We start from the raw sequence: 14,148 nt of genomic DNA on the forward strand, positions 1-14,148 counted from the left end.
GCTTCAATCCTTAAAGAAAGCGAGGCGCTCGTCGACACGGGCGGGGGCAATCTCGAGAATCTCCGGATCGACAACACCCTCCGCCACAAAAGGGTCTTCGCCGACGCGCTGCTCAACCTCGGCTCTGGTCAGGCCATAGGCCAGGATTGTCCCGCCAGCGGCGGGTTGCAACGATCCGACCAAAAGGAATACGCCGTCATCGAAACCCTGTCTGATCCAGGCATTGTGCGCGTCCATCAGAGGAGGCGCTTTGGATTTATCAGCGAACCTCAGGATGATGATAAACATGGCGACTCTCCATTTACTGTTTGCGGGGCGAGGCTGGCGATCCATTGCCCGATTGCAGCCAGCTCGCGATCGACGAAACTCTCTTCGCGAAAGGCCGTCGCCAATGTTGCAACGCCCTGGCTGCGCATTAAGAGGTGCATTGCATAAGCGTCGGCATCAGCTGCATGACCCAGCGCCACGAACTGTCTGGTGAGCCATTCACGGAAGAGCGCGAAGATCGCTGACGCTTCGGTCAGGGCATCGTGGTCCAACTTGGCCAGCTCGTTGCAAAGCGTGCCAACGGGACAGCCATACGCCATGATCTGGGGGCGGTTGGCGACAAGAATATGAGCAAAACTCATCAGCCGTTCCGCTGGCGCGGCGCCTTCATGCTCCCAAGCGTCCAGCATCGCCCTTGTACCCTTCAAACGATGGGCGATGACAGCAGAAAGAATCTCATCCTTGGTCTTGAAGTGGTAATAGAAGTTACCGCGCGACAGACCGACCTGCTTTGCAATGTCGGCAAAGGATGTCGCCTCGAAGCCTTGGTTGTAGAAGAGCCGATCCGCCACCGCGACAATCCGCATGCTTGTTGATTCCCCCGCTACTGATGAAGCTTCTTCTGACATGAGCGCTTCATAGAACAACGAGACGGTGCATGTCTAGGACAATTGTCCTAATCGAGCATGGAACCTTCCTCTTCAGCCCAGTGAACCTACGGCGGCTTTGGAGCAGTTAATGAGTTAGCGGGAACGACCGAAAACTTGTCGTTATCGGCCGATGCGTTGGGGACTCCGGATGGTCGGATTCCGCGCGAAAAACTCGAAATGCAGCCATTTTGCGGGTTTCGCGCTTAAGAAATATCACGGTTCCAGGATCGTCTCTCTCAACGCTGGTTAAGCCTGATGTCGACTGTGCTTGTGCCACCGGAGTACTGAAGGGCAGCTTCCTCGAATCTTGGTGCTCGCATGCTGACACGAGGGTTGCGGCTCCATCCGATGCCTTCTTTGGGGATGAGCCCGAAACGCAGATCGACCTTGCCATTGTTGTTCTCGTCATGAAATGCCGTGATGGCAACGCGTCCTGGCGCAATCTTGCTGAAATGGCATGTAGCGGTCCGTCCGTCGATCGTGCCGACAACCCGCGCCGAGGCGCGCTGCGGTTCGCGCGGAAAACCTTCCGCACTGCGGAAAAGAGCGCAGCGGAGCTGACCCGAGGTTGTTTTTAGGTTAGAGATTTGCACGGTGATCGACCCCGTGTCGTCGGCTGTGAGCGGAGCTGCGGTTGCGAGCACGACCAAAGCAAAAGTCCATTTCACAAAATCTCTCCTTCGGGCTGGGCAGCGGGTTGCGAAAGTCTCTTGCGCGACAGCAATCGCCAAGCGAGCAAGAGCGACACGCTAACTCCGATTGCGGTGTAGATGGCGGGCGTCGGGTCCGACAGCGTCGACCTCGATCCAGCCCAGGCCACGACAAATGCAAACGGGACTACGCCCACGGCATATGCTGAAACGAATTTGGCAAAGGGCATGCGCGAAACGCCAGCCATGGTGCAGCTGAGTTCGGGCAGGATGGGCAGTGCCTGGCAGGCAAAGAGCGTCAGGACGGCGTTGCGGCTGAACGCATCCTCGATTTCCTGGAGCTTGGCCGGGTGTTTGTAGATCCGCAGCAGCAGCGGGCGACCGATCCGCCATCCCATGGCATAGCCAGTGACGCCGAGAACCATCAGGCCAAGCGCTGCCGCAGCCCCGCCCAGCAGCGGCCCGAGCACATAGCCCGCCAGCATGATCGTCGCCATCGTCGGCACGGCGATCCACAGATCGATCAGCAGGATGAGGATAACCGCCGCAACGAGGTAGGCGGGGTGGATCGAACGCGCGTTTTCGACAAAGGCAATCACACCCGCTTCAGTTGCAACGCCGCTCGCCTTGATAATCAACGCTGTCGACGCAAATGCCAGCGCCAGCACAATCGCGACTTTGAGCAGTTCCTTCATGTGCCGCGCAATATGCGATGGCCGACCCCGGGCGCCAGTCTAGTCAGGAAGGGGAGCAGCTTCGCCTTGCCGATATGGACAGTCTCGCGCCGGTCCGCAATTCCGGCAAGGATCGCTTGCGCAGCCGCAGCGGCACTGATCTTTCCCGTGCCTCGACCCTCTGTCATCGGGGTATCCACAAGCGGCAGCACGACTTCGCTGACCAGAACGCCGTCGCTCTCAAGCTGGTAGCGCAGGCTGCGCGTAAAGCTGCTGAGGGCAGCCTTGGTCGCGCAGTAAAGCGCGGTTTTTTGCTTCGGGAAGTATGCAAGACCGGAGGACATGTTGATGATCGCCGCGCGTCGGCCATGACCCCGGAACGCTGGCAACATGGCGTATGTCAGAAGCGCCGGCGCGACGAGGTTGATCGCAACTTCGGTCTCCATCCGCTGCGGATCGAAATCAGGGTCGGTCAACTGGGCCGAATATTGCAAGGCGGCATTGTTGATCAGCATGGTCGCATCGCCATGATCCGCAGCAAGCCGCACGCATATCTCCCTGACGGCAGCGACGTTTGAAAGGTCGATGTCGATCGGGATCAGGCCCGGCTCGGGCGAAAGCGTCGATGCGCGTCGTGCCAGCACAACGACCTTGTGCCCGTCGCGCAGCAAGCGGACCAGCAATTCGAGCCCGATCCCCGACGTGCCTCCAGTGAGAATGATGGTCGTAGGCGAACGCAATAGTCGCGGTCTAGTCGGCATCGGCCTGCTTTTCCTTTCGCACTGCATTCTAGCCTGCTAATTGCCGATCTTGATGAACCGAGGTTTAGTCCCTGAACATTTTTCCGCGCCCTGGCTGATCGAGCGATTGCAACAACGGGCTGAGCGCGACGAGCTTTGGCGTGTCCGCGCTATCGCCAAGGGAGAGACAATCTTCGATCCCGATTCGGACTGCCGGGACGTCTTCTTGTTGCTCAGTGGCCTTGTGAAACTCTCCTACCTTTCAGTCGGCGGCGGTGAGACGATCAAGAGCTTCATCGTCGATCAGGGAGTTTTCGGCCGCGAGGAGGGTGGCCCCGACTTTGGCGCCTATGCCATTGAGGCCTCCCAATTGGTGCGACTTCCGCTTTCGTGGGTCCGGCAGCAAATCAGCGGTAGCGATGAGTTGCAGCGGAGTTACGCGCAGTTCATCGACTGGGTCAGGGTGCGCAAGGCGGAGCGCGAGCAAACCCTCCTGCGCTTATCCGCGCGCGAACGACTGCTTCGTTTCCGCGAGATCGAGCCTGAGTTGGCGGAGAGACTGTCGCAAGGTGACATTGCGCGATATCTTGGCATCACGCCGATAGCGTTTAGTCGTATCAAGCGGCGTCTTGACCTTCAGACTACGGCGATGAAGACTTCCGTAACGCCGCCAGTCTTGCCGCGCGCCTCATAGATTCTTGGCGCGGCAATGACTTGATCGGGGGCCGTTGACTTTGGTGGTTTGGCTCACTCGGGGATGCATTGGCGACTGCAGCCCCCGTGGTTGCCGTTCAAACGTGGACGAACCAACTGGCCTGCTGTCGGTCTACTTGTTTACGATCACAGGCAAATGAGCCGCAGCCATGATGGCACCGCTCTGGTCGCGCCGATTGCTTCGGTACCATGGTCAATGTGACATCAGCACTGGTAAGCGTGGGTCATCGAGTATTTCTCGCGTAGCGCCGCCCAAAATGAACTCCCGTAGTCGCGAATGGCCAAAAGCGCCCATCACCAAAAGGTTCGCACCGGATTGCAAAGCGTAGCTTTGGAGCGCCTGACCAATCGATCCCTCACCCAAATGGATTTGTTCGAACCGGGCGTTCAGGCCCTTCTGGGCAAGAGCCGCCTCGATGGTTACGGGATCGGGGCTTGTCTGGAAACGCTTATCGCCGCTTACCGCCACCAGCGTAACCTCTTCAGCAAGCCGCAGAAAGGGCAGGGAATCATGCAGCGCGCGTGCAGCCGTACGGCTGTGATCCCAAGCGACCATCACGCGCTGGCAGGCGAAAGGTTCCGCATAACGGTTAGGAACGATGACCGCAGGGCGACCGGAATCGAACAACACATGTTCCGCAATCTTACGTTCGCTGAGAAAGATACTATGGTCTACCCCAGTAACCGTAAGGTCATGCAGCTTGGCCCTATCGCCCACGAAGGGGATCAGACCAAACGCATGCGCCCAGTCGGTCTGGGTTGACGCTGGCACACCGCGTTCGAGTGCTTGAGCCGCGATGGCTTCGGCCAGTGCAGAGGTATTCTGGCGCCGTACGGCGGTTTCCTGTTCGATCTGTTCGGCAGAGCGCCCTTCCCAGCTTCCTGGCATCAGAAAGTCCGTATATGGCACCAAGACATCAAGATGGGCACCAAGCGCAGCGGCTGCGCCCACTGCAAAGGCGGTGGGCCCAGTGGTTGGCTTGGAGGCTTCCAGCGAGCCATACAGCATGAGGGTGTGACTGGACATAATTTGTGTTCCTCTTCTTTCTGGCGGATCGCGTGGTGCGGGCGTGCGCCCCATTGTGGAGCCTGGTCGGTGATTAGCGTGACTTCGCCCGGACGCTTGGACGCACGCCTATTTCGCTACGAAAGGCAGCGACGAGTGATGAAGCACGATCCGCAGCTTGCCCTCTCCATCGCGAACGTAACCAAAGGTCTTGTCAACCACAGTCACATTGCCTTTGCTGTCGGTGAGCGTCACATTGCCCATCGATATGGCGCTGTTGCCGGTTATCAGGATGGCGGCATTGTCGATCTTGTAACTGCGCCAGTGCTTTAGCGCGAAGCCGCTGTCGCCGGGGTATTTCGGATTGCCCCCGACGAAATAGGAAAGCGCGCCTTCACGGGTAGTGCGGAACGTGGTCGGGGCTGCGGCCAGTGTCGGCTTGAACAAAACCGGCCCCATGTTGTAACCGTACGCCGTGTCGATCACCCGTTCAGCAGTTCGCGTCGCAGCAGCTTTGCCATTGCTGTCATATTCGGTCGAGATCGCGACCAGAGCATCGCCCCAAGCCCTTTGTGCGGCTTCAACTTCGACAATGGTGATGGGTGCATAGACTGCGACAGCCGTGGACATCGTCGGTGCCTGCTGCGCCATCGTCGGCTGCGCCGCAACCAGCGCCAAGCCTGCGATGGCGGGTAGGGTAAGGACAAAATGTTTCATCGGTATTCTCCTGTTGTGGTTGGTTGGTTTTGAGGGGGATTTCATGGGGTTTCCGCGGCACCCCGGGTTTTCCAGAGCGAGTAGATTATTCCACCAAGAATGAGGGCAAAGGTCACCGTGAGGCTCATCACCGGCGGGAATTTATCACCCCCCATGATGAAGTCCGACACGAAGATCTTCGATCCGATAAACACCAGCACCAACGCCAGCGCATATTTGAGATAATGGAACCGGTGGACCATCGCGGCGAGGGCGAAATACAGTGCGCGCAGACCCAGGATCGCCATGATGTTCGAGGTATAAACGATGAAGGTGTCAGTGGTGATGGCAAAGATAGCGGGCACACTATCGACGGCGAACACGAGATCGGCCAGGTTGATAATCACCAGCGCAAGAAACAAAGGCGTTGCCGCCCGCACCAATTTTCCGGTTTTTTCATCGGGCACCTTCACAAAGAAATGCTGATCGTGCAGTTCCTTCGTCACAGGCATGTGCGTGGAAATGAATTTGACTACCGGGTTCCTGGCGACGTCCATTTCCTGATCGCCGGTGAACAGCATTTTGACGCCGGTCGCAATCAGGAAGGCGGCGAAGATATAGAGCACCCAATAATATTCCTGCACGATGGCAGCACCCGCCGCGATCATGACGCCGCGCAGAAAGATAACGGCAATGATGCCCCACAAAAGGGCCCGGTACTGGTATTTCCGGGGAATCGCGAAATAAGTGAATATCAGGCTGATCACGAAAACATTGTCGATCGACAGTGCCTTTTCGATGAAGAATCCGGTATAATATTGCATCCCGCTCTCGGCACCTTTTTGGAGCCAGACCCAGAGTCCGAAGGCAAGCGCGATGCTGATGTAGAAAACCGACAGCTTCAGGCTCTCGCTTATGCCCATCTCCCGGTCTTCCTTGTGCAATATGCCAAGGTCGAACGCGGTTAGCGCGACGACTAATCCGAGGAAGGATAGCCAGAACCAGACCGGCGTTCCCAGCCAGTCCATAATTAGAAACTCCATGCGTCCGTTCCGTTCTAGGCGTCCATAGTCAAGCCGATGGGCCATAATCCAAGATCACGACTGATTGCTCGGTCCCGAAGGAATCTGAAGCAGGCGTGTAAAAATGCCGCCGCCGATCCGAATCGGCGGCGGGGGAGGTCAATCGAACAGCTCGGACAGAAACGACTTCTTCCGCTTGCCGTGGCGATAGCGATCGTGATCATCGTCATATCCGCCCTGCCTGTGGACACGGCTCTGGAGTTCGGGTTCGCGCCGGGCCGGCGCCGCATCCGCGACGCTGCGTTCGATGATCTTGTCCAGCTCGCCACGGTCGAGCCACACGCCGCGGCATGTTGAACAAAAATCGATCTCGACGCCTTGACGGTCGGACATTGTCAGCCCTGTCTTGCAGATTGGACAGGGCATGACGGCGACGGCTTCTGAACTTCTCATCGCCTATACCCCCTTAATTGGGCGAGCGAATGCGAGCCGATGCATGCGATCCTTGATCGCCAGTTTGAGCTTTTTCAGCCGCAACAGCCGCCATACGTCAGGAAAGCGCCGCTGTTGTTCGCAACGCACCTCGGCGTCCAGTTTGCTGTGCATCGACAGCAGTCGATAAATTTGCGCGTTCATTGCCTGTCTCCAATTGATGACTTGCCAATCGAACCAACCACAATGTAGTCCTACTGGGGGTATTGGACTGCATTGGGTTGGCTCGATGCGGTTCGACATCGCGGCTGTCGGGGTAAGACAGCCGCCAGAGGGACCCGGCCCGCAGTCGCTAAATTAGCCACGTCGGCGATAGACTGCCAATTCAATTTCGTTCGCCGGTCAATAGCAACAGCCTATCACCGGCTGCTGTTGCCGGTAAGCGATTCACCCAATCTGGGCGCGCGCCTCAACTCGAATTCGTTCAGCAATCGTCCGATAGGCGTCGCCGTATGCAGCACCGGATCGCCATGCCGCCGCGATGCTGCGTGTATATTCCCACCCCTCGGGCTCAAGCACGTCGATGCCCGCACGGCCACCGACATCCGACCGGATGTAAAGCTCTGGGAGTACCGCAAGCCCCAGCCCTGAACTGGCCATCTGATGGATGCTGTCGAGGCTTGTGCCTTCATAGTCTCGCAGCAGGTCCATGCCGAGTTCGGCGCAGATCGCAGCCACCTGGTGATGTAGGTGGTGGGTCCTAGAGATGCTGAGAACCTGCACGCCTTTCAGGTCCGCAAGGCTAAGACCCGAATTCCTAGCAAACGGATGGTCGGACGGTGCGACGAGGAACAATCGCTCGCGAAACAAGGGCTCTACTTCGAGGTCGCTGCCCTCAATCGGTAGCGGTCCAAGCAGCATGTCAAGCGCGCCTCGCGACAGCGCGAGCGCCTGTTCTTCGGGAATCCCCTCTCTGACATGAAGCTTGAGATCAGGCTGCTCGCGGTGAAGTGCTGCAATGATCGGAGGCATCAAATATGGCCCCAATGTGGGCGTCACTCCGAAACGGAGTGTCCCCGCGAGATTCTCGCCCGCCCGCCGCGCAAGGTCGCGAATGTCCTGCACCTCAATCACCAGACGTCGAGCCCGCGCGGCGATCTCGCGTCCGATCGGGGTTAGTTCGGCTCCCGAGGTTCTTCGTTCGATCAAAGCAACCCCCAGCCGGTCCTCCAACGCTCGCATTTGTTGGCTGAGGGTGGGTTGCGAGACATTGCAGGCGTCCGCTGCGCGGCGGAAATTATGGAGGTCAGCAACGGCGACGAGATATTCCAGCTGGCGCAGAGTTGGCATTCAAGGTCTCCGTTGAGTAATAGTCTATGCCTATCGGCTTCGCCATATATTATCGGATGATTTTCGCCTATGGTGAATTCAGCAGCCTTTTTATCAGAAACCACGCGTCGCCAAATTCGATGATTGGTGGAGGTGAAGACTGAAGACCCGTTCCGGAGGCCAAGCGATATTCCAGCTGACGGGCGGTCAATCTTTGAGGAAATGGAGAATAACGTGGCAAACGGATTTGACCCCAGATCGACAATCCGCCCGCAAATTGGAGCGACCGGAGTTGGCCAGGAAAGTCTCGCCTACCATGAGGGTCTTCGATCCTACATGCTGTCGGTATACAATTACATGGCGTCTGGCGTGTTGCTGACCGGAATCGTTGCCCTGCTGTTTGCAAGCAGCGGGATGGCGGCGCAGATTCTCGGCGGTCCGGGCATTCTCAAATATGTGATCATGCTTGCCCCCTTGGCGTTCGTGCTGGTGCTGAGCTTCGGCATCAATCGACTTTCGACAGGCACCGCGCAACTGCTCTTCTGGGCATTCGCGACGGTGATGGGGCTGTCGATGGCATCGATCTTCCTAGTTTACACCGGCACCTCGATCGCCACCACCTTCTTCGCGGCGGCTGCGGCCTTCGCCGGCCTCAGCCTGTTCGGCTACACCACCAAGAAGGATCTGTCCGGCATGGGCACCTTCCTGATCATGGGCGTGGTCGGCTTGCTGGTGGCGATGATCATTAACATCGTCTTGCAATCGACCGCGATGCAGATGGCGATCAGCTTCATCGGCGTACTGCTGTTCGCCGGCCTCACCGCCTACGACACGCAGCGGATCAAGAGTTTGTATTTCGAGGTGGCGGACACCGACATGATGGGCAAAACCGTGATCATGGGCGCGCTGTCGCTTTATCTCGACTTCGTCAACATGTTCAGCTTCCTGCTTCAGTTCATGGGCCAGCGGCGTTGAATCACCGCCGTGATCCACTGGGCCCAAGTGGGAGAGGTGCGCCGTTGGGCGTTCGCTGGAACCCTGCGCATCTTGACAGCCAACGCGCAGCGCGAGCCACTGCCCCATCGGGGCATTAAGAACGGCATCGATCGTTCCATTTTGAGGACGCGATAGCCGCCATGGACCTTACGGCATTCACTATTGAGGCTTTGCTGCCCTTCATCGCCATCGGATTTGCGGCGCAACTCGTGGACGGCGCGCTTGGCATGGCGTTCGGCCTCATCTCGAATACGTTGCTTATCAGCATGGGTGTTCCCCCCGCCGCAGCCTCGGCCGGGGTCCATGCTGCCGAAAGCTTCACCACTGGCGCTTCGGGCATTAGCCACATCGCCCATCGCAATGTGGACTGGAAGCTCTTCTGGCGGTTGATGATTCCCGGCGTGGCAGGCGGCATCCTGGGTGCCTATGTACTGTCCACGATCAATGCCGAAGCGGCTCGGCCATTCGTGCTGGCGTACTTGTGTGCCATTGGCCTGTATCTGCAGTGGCGCGGTATCAGATTTCCTCCAGTGGCAAAGAGGCCCAAGTTTGTCGCGCCGCTTGGGCTTGTCGGGGGCTTCCTCGATGCGGCAGGCGGCGGCGGCTGGGGTCCGGTAGTGACCAGCAACCTGCTGGTGCAAGGCGGAAGCCCCAGAAAAGTGGTTGGCACCGTGAACACCGTCGAGTTCTTTTTGGCGGTGGCTATCTCCGCCACGTTCATCGCTACCCTAGGCCTCGCGGTATTTACCATCGCCACGGTTGGGTTAGTCATCGGAGGCGTCGCCGCTGCACCGCTCGGAGCGTTGCTGGCGAAACGGGTTCCGGCCAGACCATTGCTCATCCTGGTCGGGATCGTACTCACGCTCACAAGTATCTACGGTGTGCTGCGGGCACTATTTTGGTCCTGATACCGTTGGCACTCGTCTGTCTGATCCGGCACCCTGCGATAAAATTGTCAGCACGACATCGCACGGAAGTAATCCGATCCAGTTCACCGTCATCGTCGACCTCTTCCCTTGTCGACCGGTGGAGGTGCAGGCGGCTCGACATCCCTCAGCGGTACTCCTGGTTTCGACATTCGGGCATGGTGCGCCGCAAAGACTTCGGGCGTGGCGTTCATTTCCTGATGCTTGTCGAGGAAGGTGCGAACATCGCGCGCAAGCTCCCGGTCGTCGGCTTGCCCGGTGGCGTCGAGGGCAGCGGCGGTTTGTTCATAGGCACGGCGTATCTCGTGCCAGCGCAATGTGCCGGCGGCGATGAACGGCGGCAATTGATCCTGGCCACGCGCCACGGCAATGGCCTGCTCATTGGAGCGCCGGTCGGCGTTCGTTATCTGGCGACTCCCTTCGGTTCGCAGCCGCGCCCGCAATTTGACCAGTGCCATGCTTGATCCGGCGATTCCCTGCCCACGCGCCCGTCTCGGTGTGGCTTCGGCCGCTACACCTCGTGCACGCAGCTCGCGGGCGAAGCGTTCGCGGAAACGATTGAGCTGAACGGGACGGGGATTGAACCTTTTGCGATCCAGCCCCTCGGCCTGCACCGTCAGATGAACATGCGGGCGTGGTGTATCGGTGTGGAGGGCCATGACATAATCGTAGTTGTCGCTCAGCTCGGCATGAGCCAGCGCGCGAACGGCGCCCAGCACCTTTTCGGGATCGGTGCCTTCGGGCATCGAGAAAATCAGCGATACCGATGATACCGTGGGCCGCGACCGCCATTGGAGGGTGTCGCTCCACTCCGCCGCGCGCTCGGCAAGGTCATCCTTGGTTGTCAGGACTTCGCCGTCGCGGGTTTCGATGTCCACGTCACCCTTGCGTCCGATATAGTCGAGATGGGCTCTGACATGGCGACCGCCGTGCTGGCGACCCGTTACCTTGACCACCACCTCGGGCGCCTTGCGGACGATCCGCGCCAGTTTGGCCCGTGCGGTCGGCCCGGTGGCAAAACCATAGCTGGCATAGAGCGGGACGCGCGGCGAATTGGCCGGGTCATGGATGTAGCGCACCCGGAAGGCGGGGCGCGTCGCTTCCCACAGGGCCGATTCCAGAGTCATCAATCCGCGACCGCCCAGTAGCTGACATCGCCGCGCATCGCTTCGCCAACGGCCGTTACCTGCTCGGAGATTTCCATTCGCATGTCAGCAATCCGACGCAGCTCGGGTTCGATCTGCTTGTCGCCGGTTTCGAGCATGGCGGTGTTTGCCGCCTTCATCGCCTGATTGAGATTTCGACCGATGCGCAGCAACTGCATCCTGATCGGTGCGAGTTCCGCCAGCAGCCCGTCATCGACGCGCGATTTGAGGGCCAGGTGGCGGCGCACCAATGCCTTGAGCCAGCCCGCACGATCGGTCGAGCGCTGTGCCGCCCGAACCTCGATCACGGTAATCTCGACATCGGTAAAGCGCAGCGAGACGCGATTGCGCGATGCGCCCTCGGGGCGGTCAATGAGCGGACGCTGATCGCTCTCTTGCAACGTCCGTTCGATCATCTGCCGGACTAGCGCGCTGCGTCCGCCACGCCCGACCGCCAGCCTGTCGAACGCCGCAAGCGCATCGGCGTCGAGCCGGATGCTGAGCATCGCCGTGTTCGCAAAGTGATTTGTCGCCATCAAACATGCCCGTGATAAACAAGAGCAATGTATGACAACACGCGCCGCTAGGCATATCCTGCATTAAAGACAAATCGGACAAATCCCCTAAGACAAGCACACCCGCAGCGGGTTTCTACTTCGGACAATAAGGAGCTTCGGGTGCGCTTGGGGATTTGAAGTTTCAGGCGGGATGGGAAGCGCGGCTTCCCATGCGGGCCGAAGATCGCCGGATGATTTCATGATGACGGCTGGCGGTCGCGCTCCCCCATTCGGCGATCTCGCCAAGTGTGCGACCGCAGCCGGTGCAGACGCTGGAACTGGTGTCCAGCGGGCAAATATCTTTGCATGGGACCGAGGTCTACAACCGCATGTAATCTGCGTTTGTTATTGGTCCTTGAAATGAAATGCGGCAACCCGCGCTACCTCGACATCAACCTCCGTTGGCACGGATGACTTGGGCAGGAACAGTCGTACTGCACCAAGCGGATAGGCGACAATCGCAAGGCGGCACATCAGCAACGGCCGATTGATGCGCTTTGCAAATGCGCGCATGGCGGCACCAACCTCGTCATTTACATGGTCGATCTGTTCGCGGAGCGATTGCGGCGTGGCCGGGTTCAGGAACTCCGACGGGCGGCAACAGGCAAGAACCAATGCTATGTCCGGTTCCTCGCGGCAGAAGCGGGGTGTAGCAAGAGCCGCTTCAATCCCGGCGGTTACTGCATCCTCATGCGCGAACGCTTCCATGATCCGCGCCTGGAACGCCCGGACGGCGTACAGCCAGGCTTCGGCCATTAGCCCCTCGCGTGAGCCAAAACGGTGGTAGAGCGATCCGATCGAGATGACTGTGGCTTCGCGCAGCATGGTGACGGTCGCCTGCCCATCGTCCGCCAGCAACCGTCCGAGAGCAGCATAGACGATCCGGTCTTCAAAGCTTGACACCCTTCCCATACACGACCCATATACTAGAAAATAAATTCTATAAAAGATGATTCGCCATGCAAAGTCTGATTCTTTGGCTAGCAAGCCTCACCGCACTGATCACGTTTTGCGTCCACACCTTCGTCGGCGGTCGCCATGTCGCCCGGCCGCTGCTGGCTGATGCGGGCCTGCCGAAAGCGGCTAAGTGGTTGGCCTATTATTGCTGGCATCTGGTGACACTCATGCTGATGGCGATCACCATATTCTTTGCCGCAGCCGCAGGCTCCGACGTGGCATCCTCGCTCGTTCTGGCCATGTCGATCTTCTGCTTGAGCTGCGGCGCCCTGAGTATTGCCGTCGCCGCCAAGGGTGGCATTGCACCCTGGCGGTTCCCCTCGACATCGCTTTTCACTCTGACCGGCCTGATCGGTATCGCTGGAGCCGTGAGTTGAGTTGGCAGCTTGCCCTTGGGGCGTTGTTGGCCGTCTTGCTTGCCCTTGTGCATTCGATCCTGGGCGAGCGATTGATCTTTCGTCATTTGCGCGGAACGAATGAAACACCGCTGCAAAGCCTGCCTTCCCATCGCATCGCCACTATCCGCGGCACTTGGCACATTGTGTCCATCTTCGGGTTCGGATTTGCCGCAATACTCTGGCTGCTCGCGGACAAAATGGCGATTTCCGAGTTGCGGAGCACTCTCTGCCTGGCGTTGGCCGTGACCTTCGTGCTGTCGGGTCTCTATTGGATTTGGGCAACACGCGGGCGGCATCCAGCCTGGATAGTCCTATTGGCACTCGGTCTGCTGTGTTTTGTCACGCCGCAGTGAATGATGGGCGAGGGTATTCAGGCATAATGGAACACGACAGGTTAGATGTGGCAATGCGGCGCAAGACGGGTGTTGTGGAAGTTCCGTTTCCCGACACGTCGAGACTGGCCGAGCTGTTTCCCGTGGGCGGCTGGTTCCAGGATTCTTGGCGTGCGCCGCTTTCCATTACCGATCAGACCATGCCTGAACTCTTCTTTGCCATTTTCGGTCACCATCCCGGCTGGATGAAGGCCTTGCTGATCCTCCGGAATCGCTTGGCGGCAAAAGGGGGACTCCACGTTCCCGACGATGCTGACATTCTCCATCCAGCGATCAAGCCGGAATATCGCGTCGGTGAGAACATCGGGCCCTGGCCGATCTTTGCCCTATGGCCTGACGAGATCGTTGCCGGACGCGACAACAGTCACCTCGATTTCCGTATCTCGATATTGCGGGAATTCGGCGAGTATCCCTGCGTCACGGTCAGCACCATCTGCCACCCACATGGCTTCAGCGGAAAAGCCTATCTGCTGGCGATCGCGGCCTTTCACAAACTGGGTATGCGGCAACTGCTCGTCAGCGCCGTGAAGAGCGGTCGAATCTGATTGGTTTGAAGCAATCAAACGTTGCGTCGGCTACGTCCGCGCCCGACAGCTG

General features: G+C 58.8%; 21 protein-coding genes. 6 read left to right on the forward strand and 15 right to left on the reverse strand.

From position 1 onward, the window contains the following. Positions 1–3 precede the first annotated feature (3 nt). The 5 genes from AC2TC0_RS07570 to AC2TC0_RS07590 all read right to left on the reverse strand — a co-directional run bounded on the left by AC2TC0_RS07570 (position 4) and on the right by AC2TC0_RS07590 (position 3,002). On the reverse strand, positions 4–288 hold the full coding sequence (locus AC2TC0_RS07570; RefSeq protein WP_484716902.1) for a YciI family protein: 285 nt from the start codon (positions 286–288) through the stop codon (positions 4–6). Further along, a complete protein-coding gene (locus AC2TC0_RS07575) occupies positions 270–896 on the reverse strand; it encodes a TetR/AcrR family transcriptional regulator (protein ID WP_484716903.1) in 627 nt (208 codons plus the stop codon). Before AC2TC0_RS07575 ends, AC2TC0_RS07570 begins: the two co-directional genes overlap by 19 nt. A 257-nt stretch (positions 897–1,153) precedes the next feature. Continuing rightward, positions 1,154–1,585 carry a DUF2141 domain-containing protein gene (locus AC2TC0_RS07580; RefSeq protein WP_484716904.1) on the reverse strand — a complete coding sequence of 144 codons (432 nt, stop codon included), beginning with the start codon at positions 1,583–1,585 and terminating at the stop codon, positions 1,154–1,156. Continuing rightward, the gene (locus tag AC2TC0_RS07585; protein ID WP_484716905.1) at positions 1,582–2,262 is read right to left on the reverse strand and encodes a VTT domain-containing protein; all 681 of its coding nucleotides are present in this window, start codon (positions 2,260–2,262) and stop codon (positions 1,582–1,584) included. The genes AC2TC0_RS07580 and AC2TC0_RS07585 overlap by 4 nt, the downstream gene beginning before the upstream one ends. Next, entirely contained in the window at positions 2,259–3,002 is a 744-nt protein-coding gene (locus tag AC2TC0_RS07590) for an SDR family NAD(P)-dependent oxidoreductase (RefSeq protein ID WP_484716906.1), read from the reverse strand. Before AC2TC0_RS07590 ends, AC2TC0_RS07585 begins: the two co-directional genes overlap by 4 nt. A gap of 52 nt (positions 3,003–3,054) precedes the next feature. Between AC2TC0_RS07590 and AC2TC0_RS07595 the strand changes: the two genes are divergently transcribed. Continuing rightward, the gene (locus AC2TC0_RS07595) at positions 3,055–3,675 is read left to right on the forward strand and encodes a Crp/Fnr family transcriptional regulator (RefSeq protein WP_484716907.1); all 621 of its coding nucleotides are present in this window, start codon (positions 3,055–3,057) and stop codon (positions 3,673–3,675) included. A gap of 213 nt (positions 3,676–3,888) precedes the next feature. Here the strand turns inward: AC2TC0_RS07595 and AC2TC0_RS07600 are convergent, their stop codons facing one another. The 6 genes from AC2TC0_RS07600 to AC2TC0_RS07625 form a co-directional block, all read right to left on the reverse strand. Continuing rightward, complete coding sequence (locus tag AC2TC0_RS07600) at positions 3,889–4,776, reverse strand: universal stress protein (RefSeq protein WP_484716908.1); 888 nt, start codon at positions 4,774–4,776, stop codon at positions 3,889–3,891. A gap of 54 nt (positions 4,777–4,830) precedes the next feature. Further along, complete coding sequence (locus tag AC2TC0_RS07605) at positions 4,831–5,418, reverse strand: phosphoribosyl-AMP cyclohydrolase (RefSeq protein WP_484716909.1); 588 nt, start codon at positions 5,416–5,418, stop codon at positions 4,831–4,833. A 41-nt stretch (positions 5,419–5,459) separates the two neighbouring features. Continuing rightward, positions 5,460–6,440, reverse strand: coding sequence for a TerC family protein (locus AC2TC0_RS07610; RefSeq protein ID WP_484717474.1), 981 nt, complete (start codon positions 6,438–6,440; stop codon positions 5,460–5,462). A 138-nt stretch (positions 6,441–6,578) separates the two neighbouring features. Then, complete coding sequence (locus AC2TC0_RS07615; RefSeq protein ID WP_484716910.1) at positions 6,579–6,872, reverse strand: TFIIB-type zinc ribbon-containing protein; 294 nt, start codon at positions 6,870–6,872, stop codon at positions 6,579–6,581. A gap of 3 nt (positions 6,873–6,875) precedes the next feature. Continuing rightward, complete coding sequence (locus tag AC2TC0_RS07620; RefSeq protein ID WP_484716911.1) at positions 6,876–7,055, reverse strand: DUF465 domain-containing protein; 180 nt, start codon at positions 7,053–7,055, stop codon at positions 6,876–6,878. A gap of 243 nt (positions 7,056–7,298) precedes the next feature. Beyond that, positions 7,299–8,201, reverse strand: a complete 903-nt coding sequence (locus AC2TC0_RS07625) for a hydrogen peroxide-inducible genes activator (protein WP_484716912.1) — start codon at positions 8,199–8,201, stop codon at positions 7,299–7,301. 213 nt (positions 8,202–8,414) lie between these two features. Between AC2TC0_RS07625 and AC2TC0_RS07630 the strand changes: the two genes are divergently transcribed. Together AC2TC0_RS07630 and AC2TC0_RS07635 are read left to right on the forward strand one after the other, a co-directional pair. Continuing rightward, a complete protein-coding gene (locus AC2TC0_RS07630; RefSeq protein ID WP_484716913.1) occupies positions 8,415–9,155 on the forward strand; it encodes a Bax inhibitor-1/YccA family protein in 741 nt (246 codons plus the stop codon). 161 nt (positions 9,156–9,316) lie between these two features. Beyond that, positions 9,317–10,084 carry a sulfite exporter TauE/SafE family protein gene (locus tag AC2TC0_RS07635; protein WP_484716914.1) on the forward strand — a complete coding sequence of 256 codons (768 nt, stop codon included), beginning with the start codon at positions 9,317–9,319 and terminating at the stop codon, positions 10,082–10,084. Positions 10,085–10,173: 89 nt separating this feature from the next. Here AC2TC0_RS07635 and AC2TC0_RS07640 read toward each other — a convergent pair whose 3' ends face one another. The 4 genes from AC2TC0_RS07640 to AC2TC0_RS07655 all read right to left on the reverse strand — a co-directional run bounded on the left by AC2TC0_RS07640 (position 10,174) and on the right by AC2TC0_RS07655 (position 12,707). Then, positions 10,174–11,229, reverse strand: coding sequence for a relaxase/mobilization nuclease domain-containing protein (locus tag AC2TC0_RS07640; protein WP_484716915.1), 1,056 nt, complete (start codon positions 11,227–11,229; stop codon positions 10,174–10,176). Beyond that, positions 11,229–11,783: a hypothetical protein gene (locus AC2TC0_RS07645; protein ID WP_484716916.1), complete on the reverse strand. Its 555-nt coding sequence runs from the start codon at positions 11,781–11,783 to the stop codon at positions 11,229–11,231. The genes AC2TC0_RS07640 and AC2TC0_RS07645 overlap by 1 nt, the downstream gene beginning before the upstream one ends. A gap of 163 nt (positions 11,784–11,946) precedes the next feature. Further along, positions 11,947–12,102 (reverse strand): DUF1289 domain-containing protein, encoded by a 156-nt coding sequence (locus AC2TC0_RS07650; RefSeq protein WP_484717475.1) that lies wholly within the window; start codon positions 12,100–12,102, stop codon positions 11,947–11,949. A 47-nt stretch (positions 12,103–12,149) separates the two neighbouring features. Next, positions 12,150–12,707 carry a TetR/AcrR family transcriptional regulator gene (locus AC2TC0_RS07655; RefSeq protein ID WP_484716917.1) on the reverse strand — a complete coding sequence of 186 codons (558 nt, stop codon included), beginning with the start codon at positions 12,705–12,707 and terminating at the stop codon, positions 12,150–12,152. Between the two features lie 56 nt (positions 12,708–12,763). On the opposite strand from AC2TC0_RS07655, the gene AC2TC0_RS07660 reads away from it, so the two are divergent. From AC2TC0_RS07660 to AC2TC0_RS07670, 3 genes are read left to right on the forward strand one after another with little or no spacing between them, the layout of a single operon-like run. Next, positions 12,764–13,138, forward strand: coding sequence for a hypothetical protein (locus AC2TC0_RS07660; protein WP_484716918.1), 375 nt, complete (start codon positions 12,764–12,766; stop codon positions 13,136–13,138). Next, the gene (locus tag AC2TC0_RS07665) at positions 13,135–13,512 is read left to right on the forward strand and encodes a hypothetical protein (RefSeq protein WP_484716919.1); all 378 of its coding nucleotides are present in this window, start codon (positions 13,135–13,137) and stop codon (positions 13,510–13,512) included. Before AC2TC0_RS07660 ends, AC2TC0_RS07665 begins: the two co-directional genes overlap by 4 nt. 26 nt (positions 13,513–13,538) lie before the next feature. Then, positions 13,539–14,096 carry a DUF2867 domain-containing protein gene (locus AC2TC0_RS07670; RefSeq protein ID WP_484716920.1) on the forward strand — a complete coding sequence of 186 codons (558 nt, stop codon included), beginning with the start codon at positions 13,539–13,541 and terminating at the stop codon, positions 14,094–14,096. Positions 14,097–14,148 lie beyond the last annotated feature (52 nt).

The sequence above is a fragment of the Sphingopyxis sp. sgz302558 genome, assembly GCF_057220455.1.

Coding starts and splice junctions, on each gene's coding strand:
- AC2TC0_RS07570 (WP_484716902.1), bottom strand. CDS start 288: ATGTTTATCATCATCCTGAGGTTCGCTGATAAATCCAAAGCGCCTCCT.
- AC2TC0_RS07575 (WP_484716903.1), bottom strand. CDS start 896: ATGTCAGAAGAAGCTTCATCAGTAGCGGGGGAATCAACAAGCATGCGG.
- AC2TC0_RS07585 (WP_484716905.1), bottom strand. CDS start 2,262: ATGAAGGAACTGCTCAAAGTCGCGATTGTGCTGGCGCTGGCATTTGCG.
- AC2TC0_RS07590 (WP_484716906.1), bottom strand. CDS start 3,002: ATGCCGACTAGACCGCGACTATTGCGTTCGCCTACGACCATCATTCTC.
- AC2TC0_RS07595 (WP_484716907.1), top strand. CDS start 3,055: ATGAACCGAGGTTTAGTCCCTGAACATTTTTCCGCGCCCTGGCTGATC.
- AC2TC0_RS07600 (WP_484716908.1), bottom strand. CDS start 4,776: ATGGGGCGCACGCCCGCACCACGCGATCCGCCAGAAAGAAGAGGAACA.
- AC2TC0_RS07605 (WP_484716909.1), bottom strand. CDS start 5,418: ATGAAACATTTTGTCCTTACCCTACCCGCCATCGCAGGCTTGGCGCTG.
- AC2TC0_RS07610 (WP_484717474.1), bottom strand. CDS start 6,440: ATGGAGTTTCTAATTATGGACTGGCTGGGAACGCCGGTCTGGTTCTGG.
- AC2TC0_RS07615 (WP_484716910.1), bottom strand. CDS start 6,872: ATGAGAAGTTCAGAAGCCGTCGCCGTCATGCCCTGTCCAATCTGCAAG.
- AC2TC0_RS07620 (WP_484716911.1), bottom strand. CDS start 7,055: ATGAACGCGCAAATTTATCGACTGCTGTCGATGCACAGCAAACTGGAC.
- AC2TC0_RS07625 (WP_484716912.1), bottom strand. CDS start 8,201: ATGCCAACTCTGCGCCAGCTGGAATATCTCGTCGCCGTTGCTGACCTC.
- AC2TC0_RS07635 (WP_484716914.1), top strand. CDS start 9,317: ATGGACCTTACGGCATTCACTATTGAGGCTTTGCTGCCCTTCATCGCC.
- AC2TC0_RS07640 (WP_484716915.1), bottom strand. CDS start 11,229: ATGACTCTGGAATCGGCCCTGTGGGAAGCGACGCGCCCCGCCTTCCGG.
- AC2TC0_RS07645 (WP_484716916.1), bottom strand. CDS start 11,783: ATGGCGACAAATCACTTTGCGAACACGGCGATGCTCAGCATCCGGCTC.
- AC2TC0_RS07660 (WP_484716918.1), top strand. CDS start 12,764: ATGCAAAGTCTGATTCTTTGGCTAGCAAGCCTCACCGCACTGATCACG.
- AC2TC0_RS07670 (WP_484716920.1), top strand. CDS start 13,539: ATGGAACACGACAGGTTAGATGTGGCAATGCGGCGCAAGACGGGTGTT.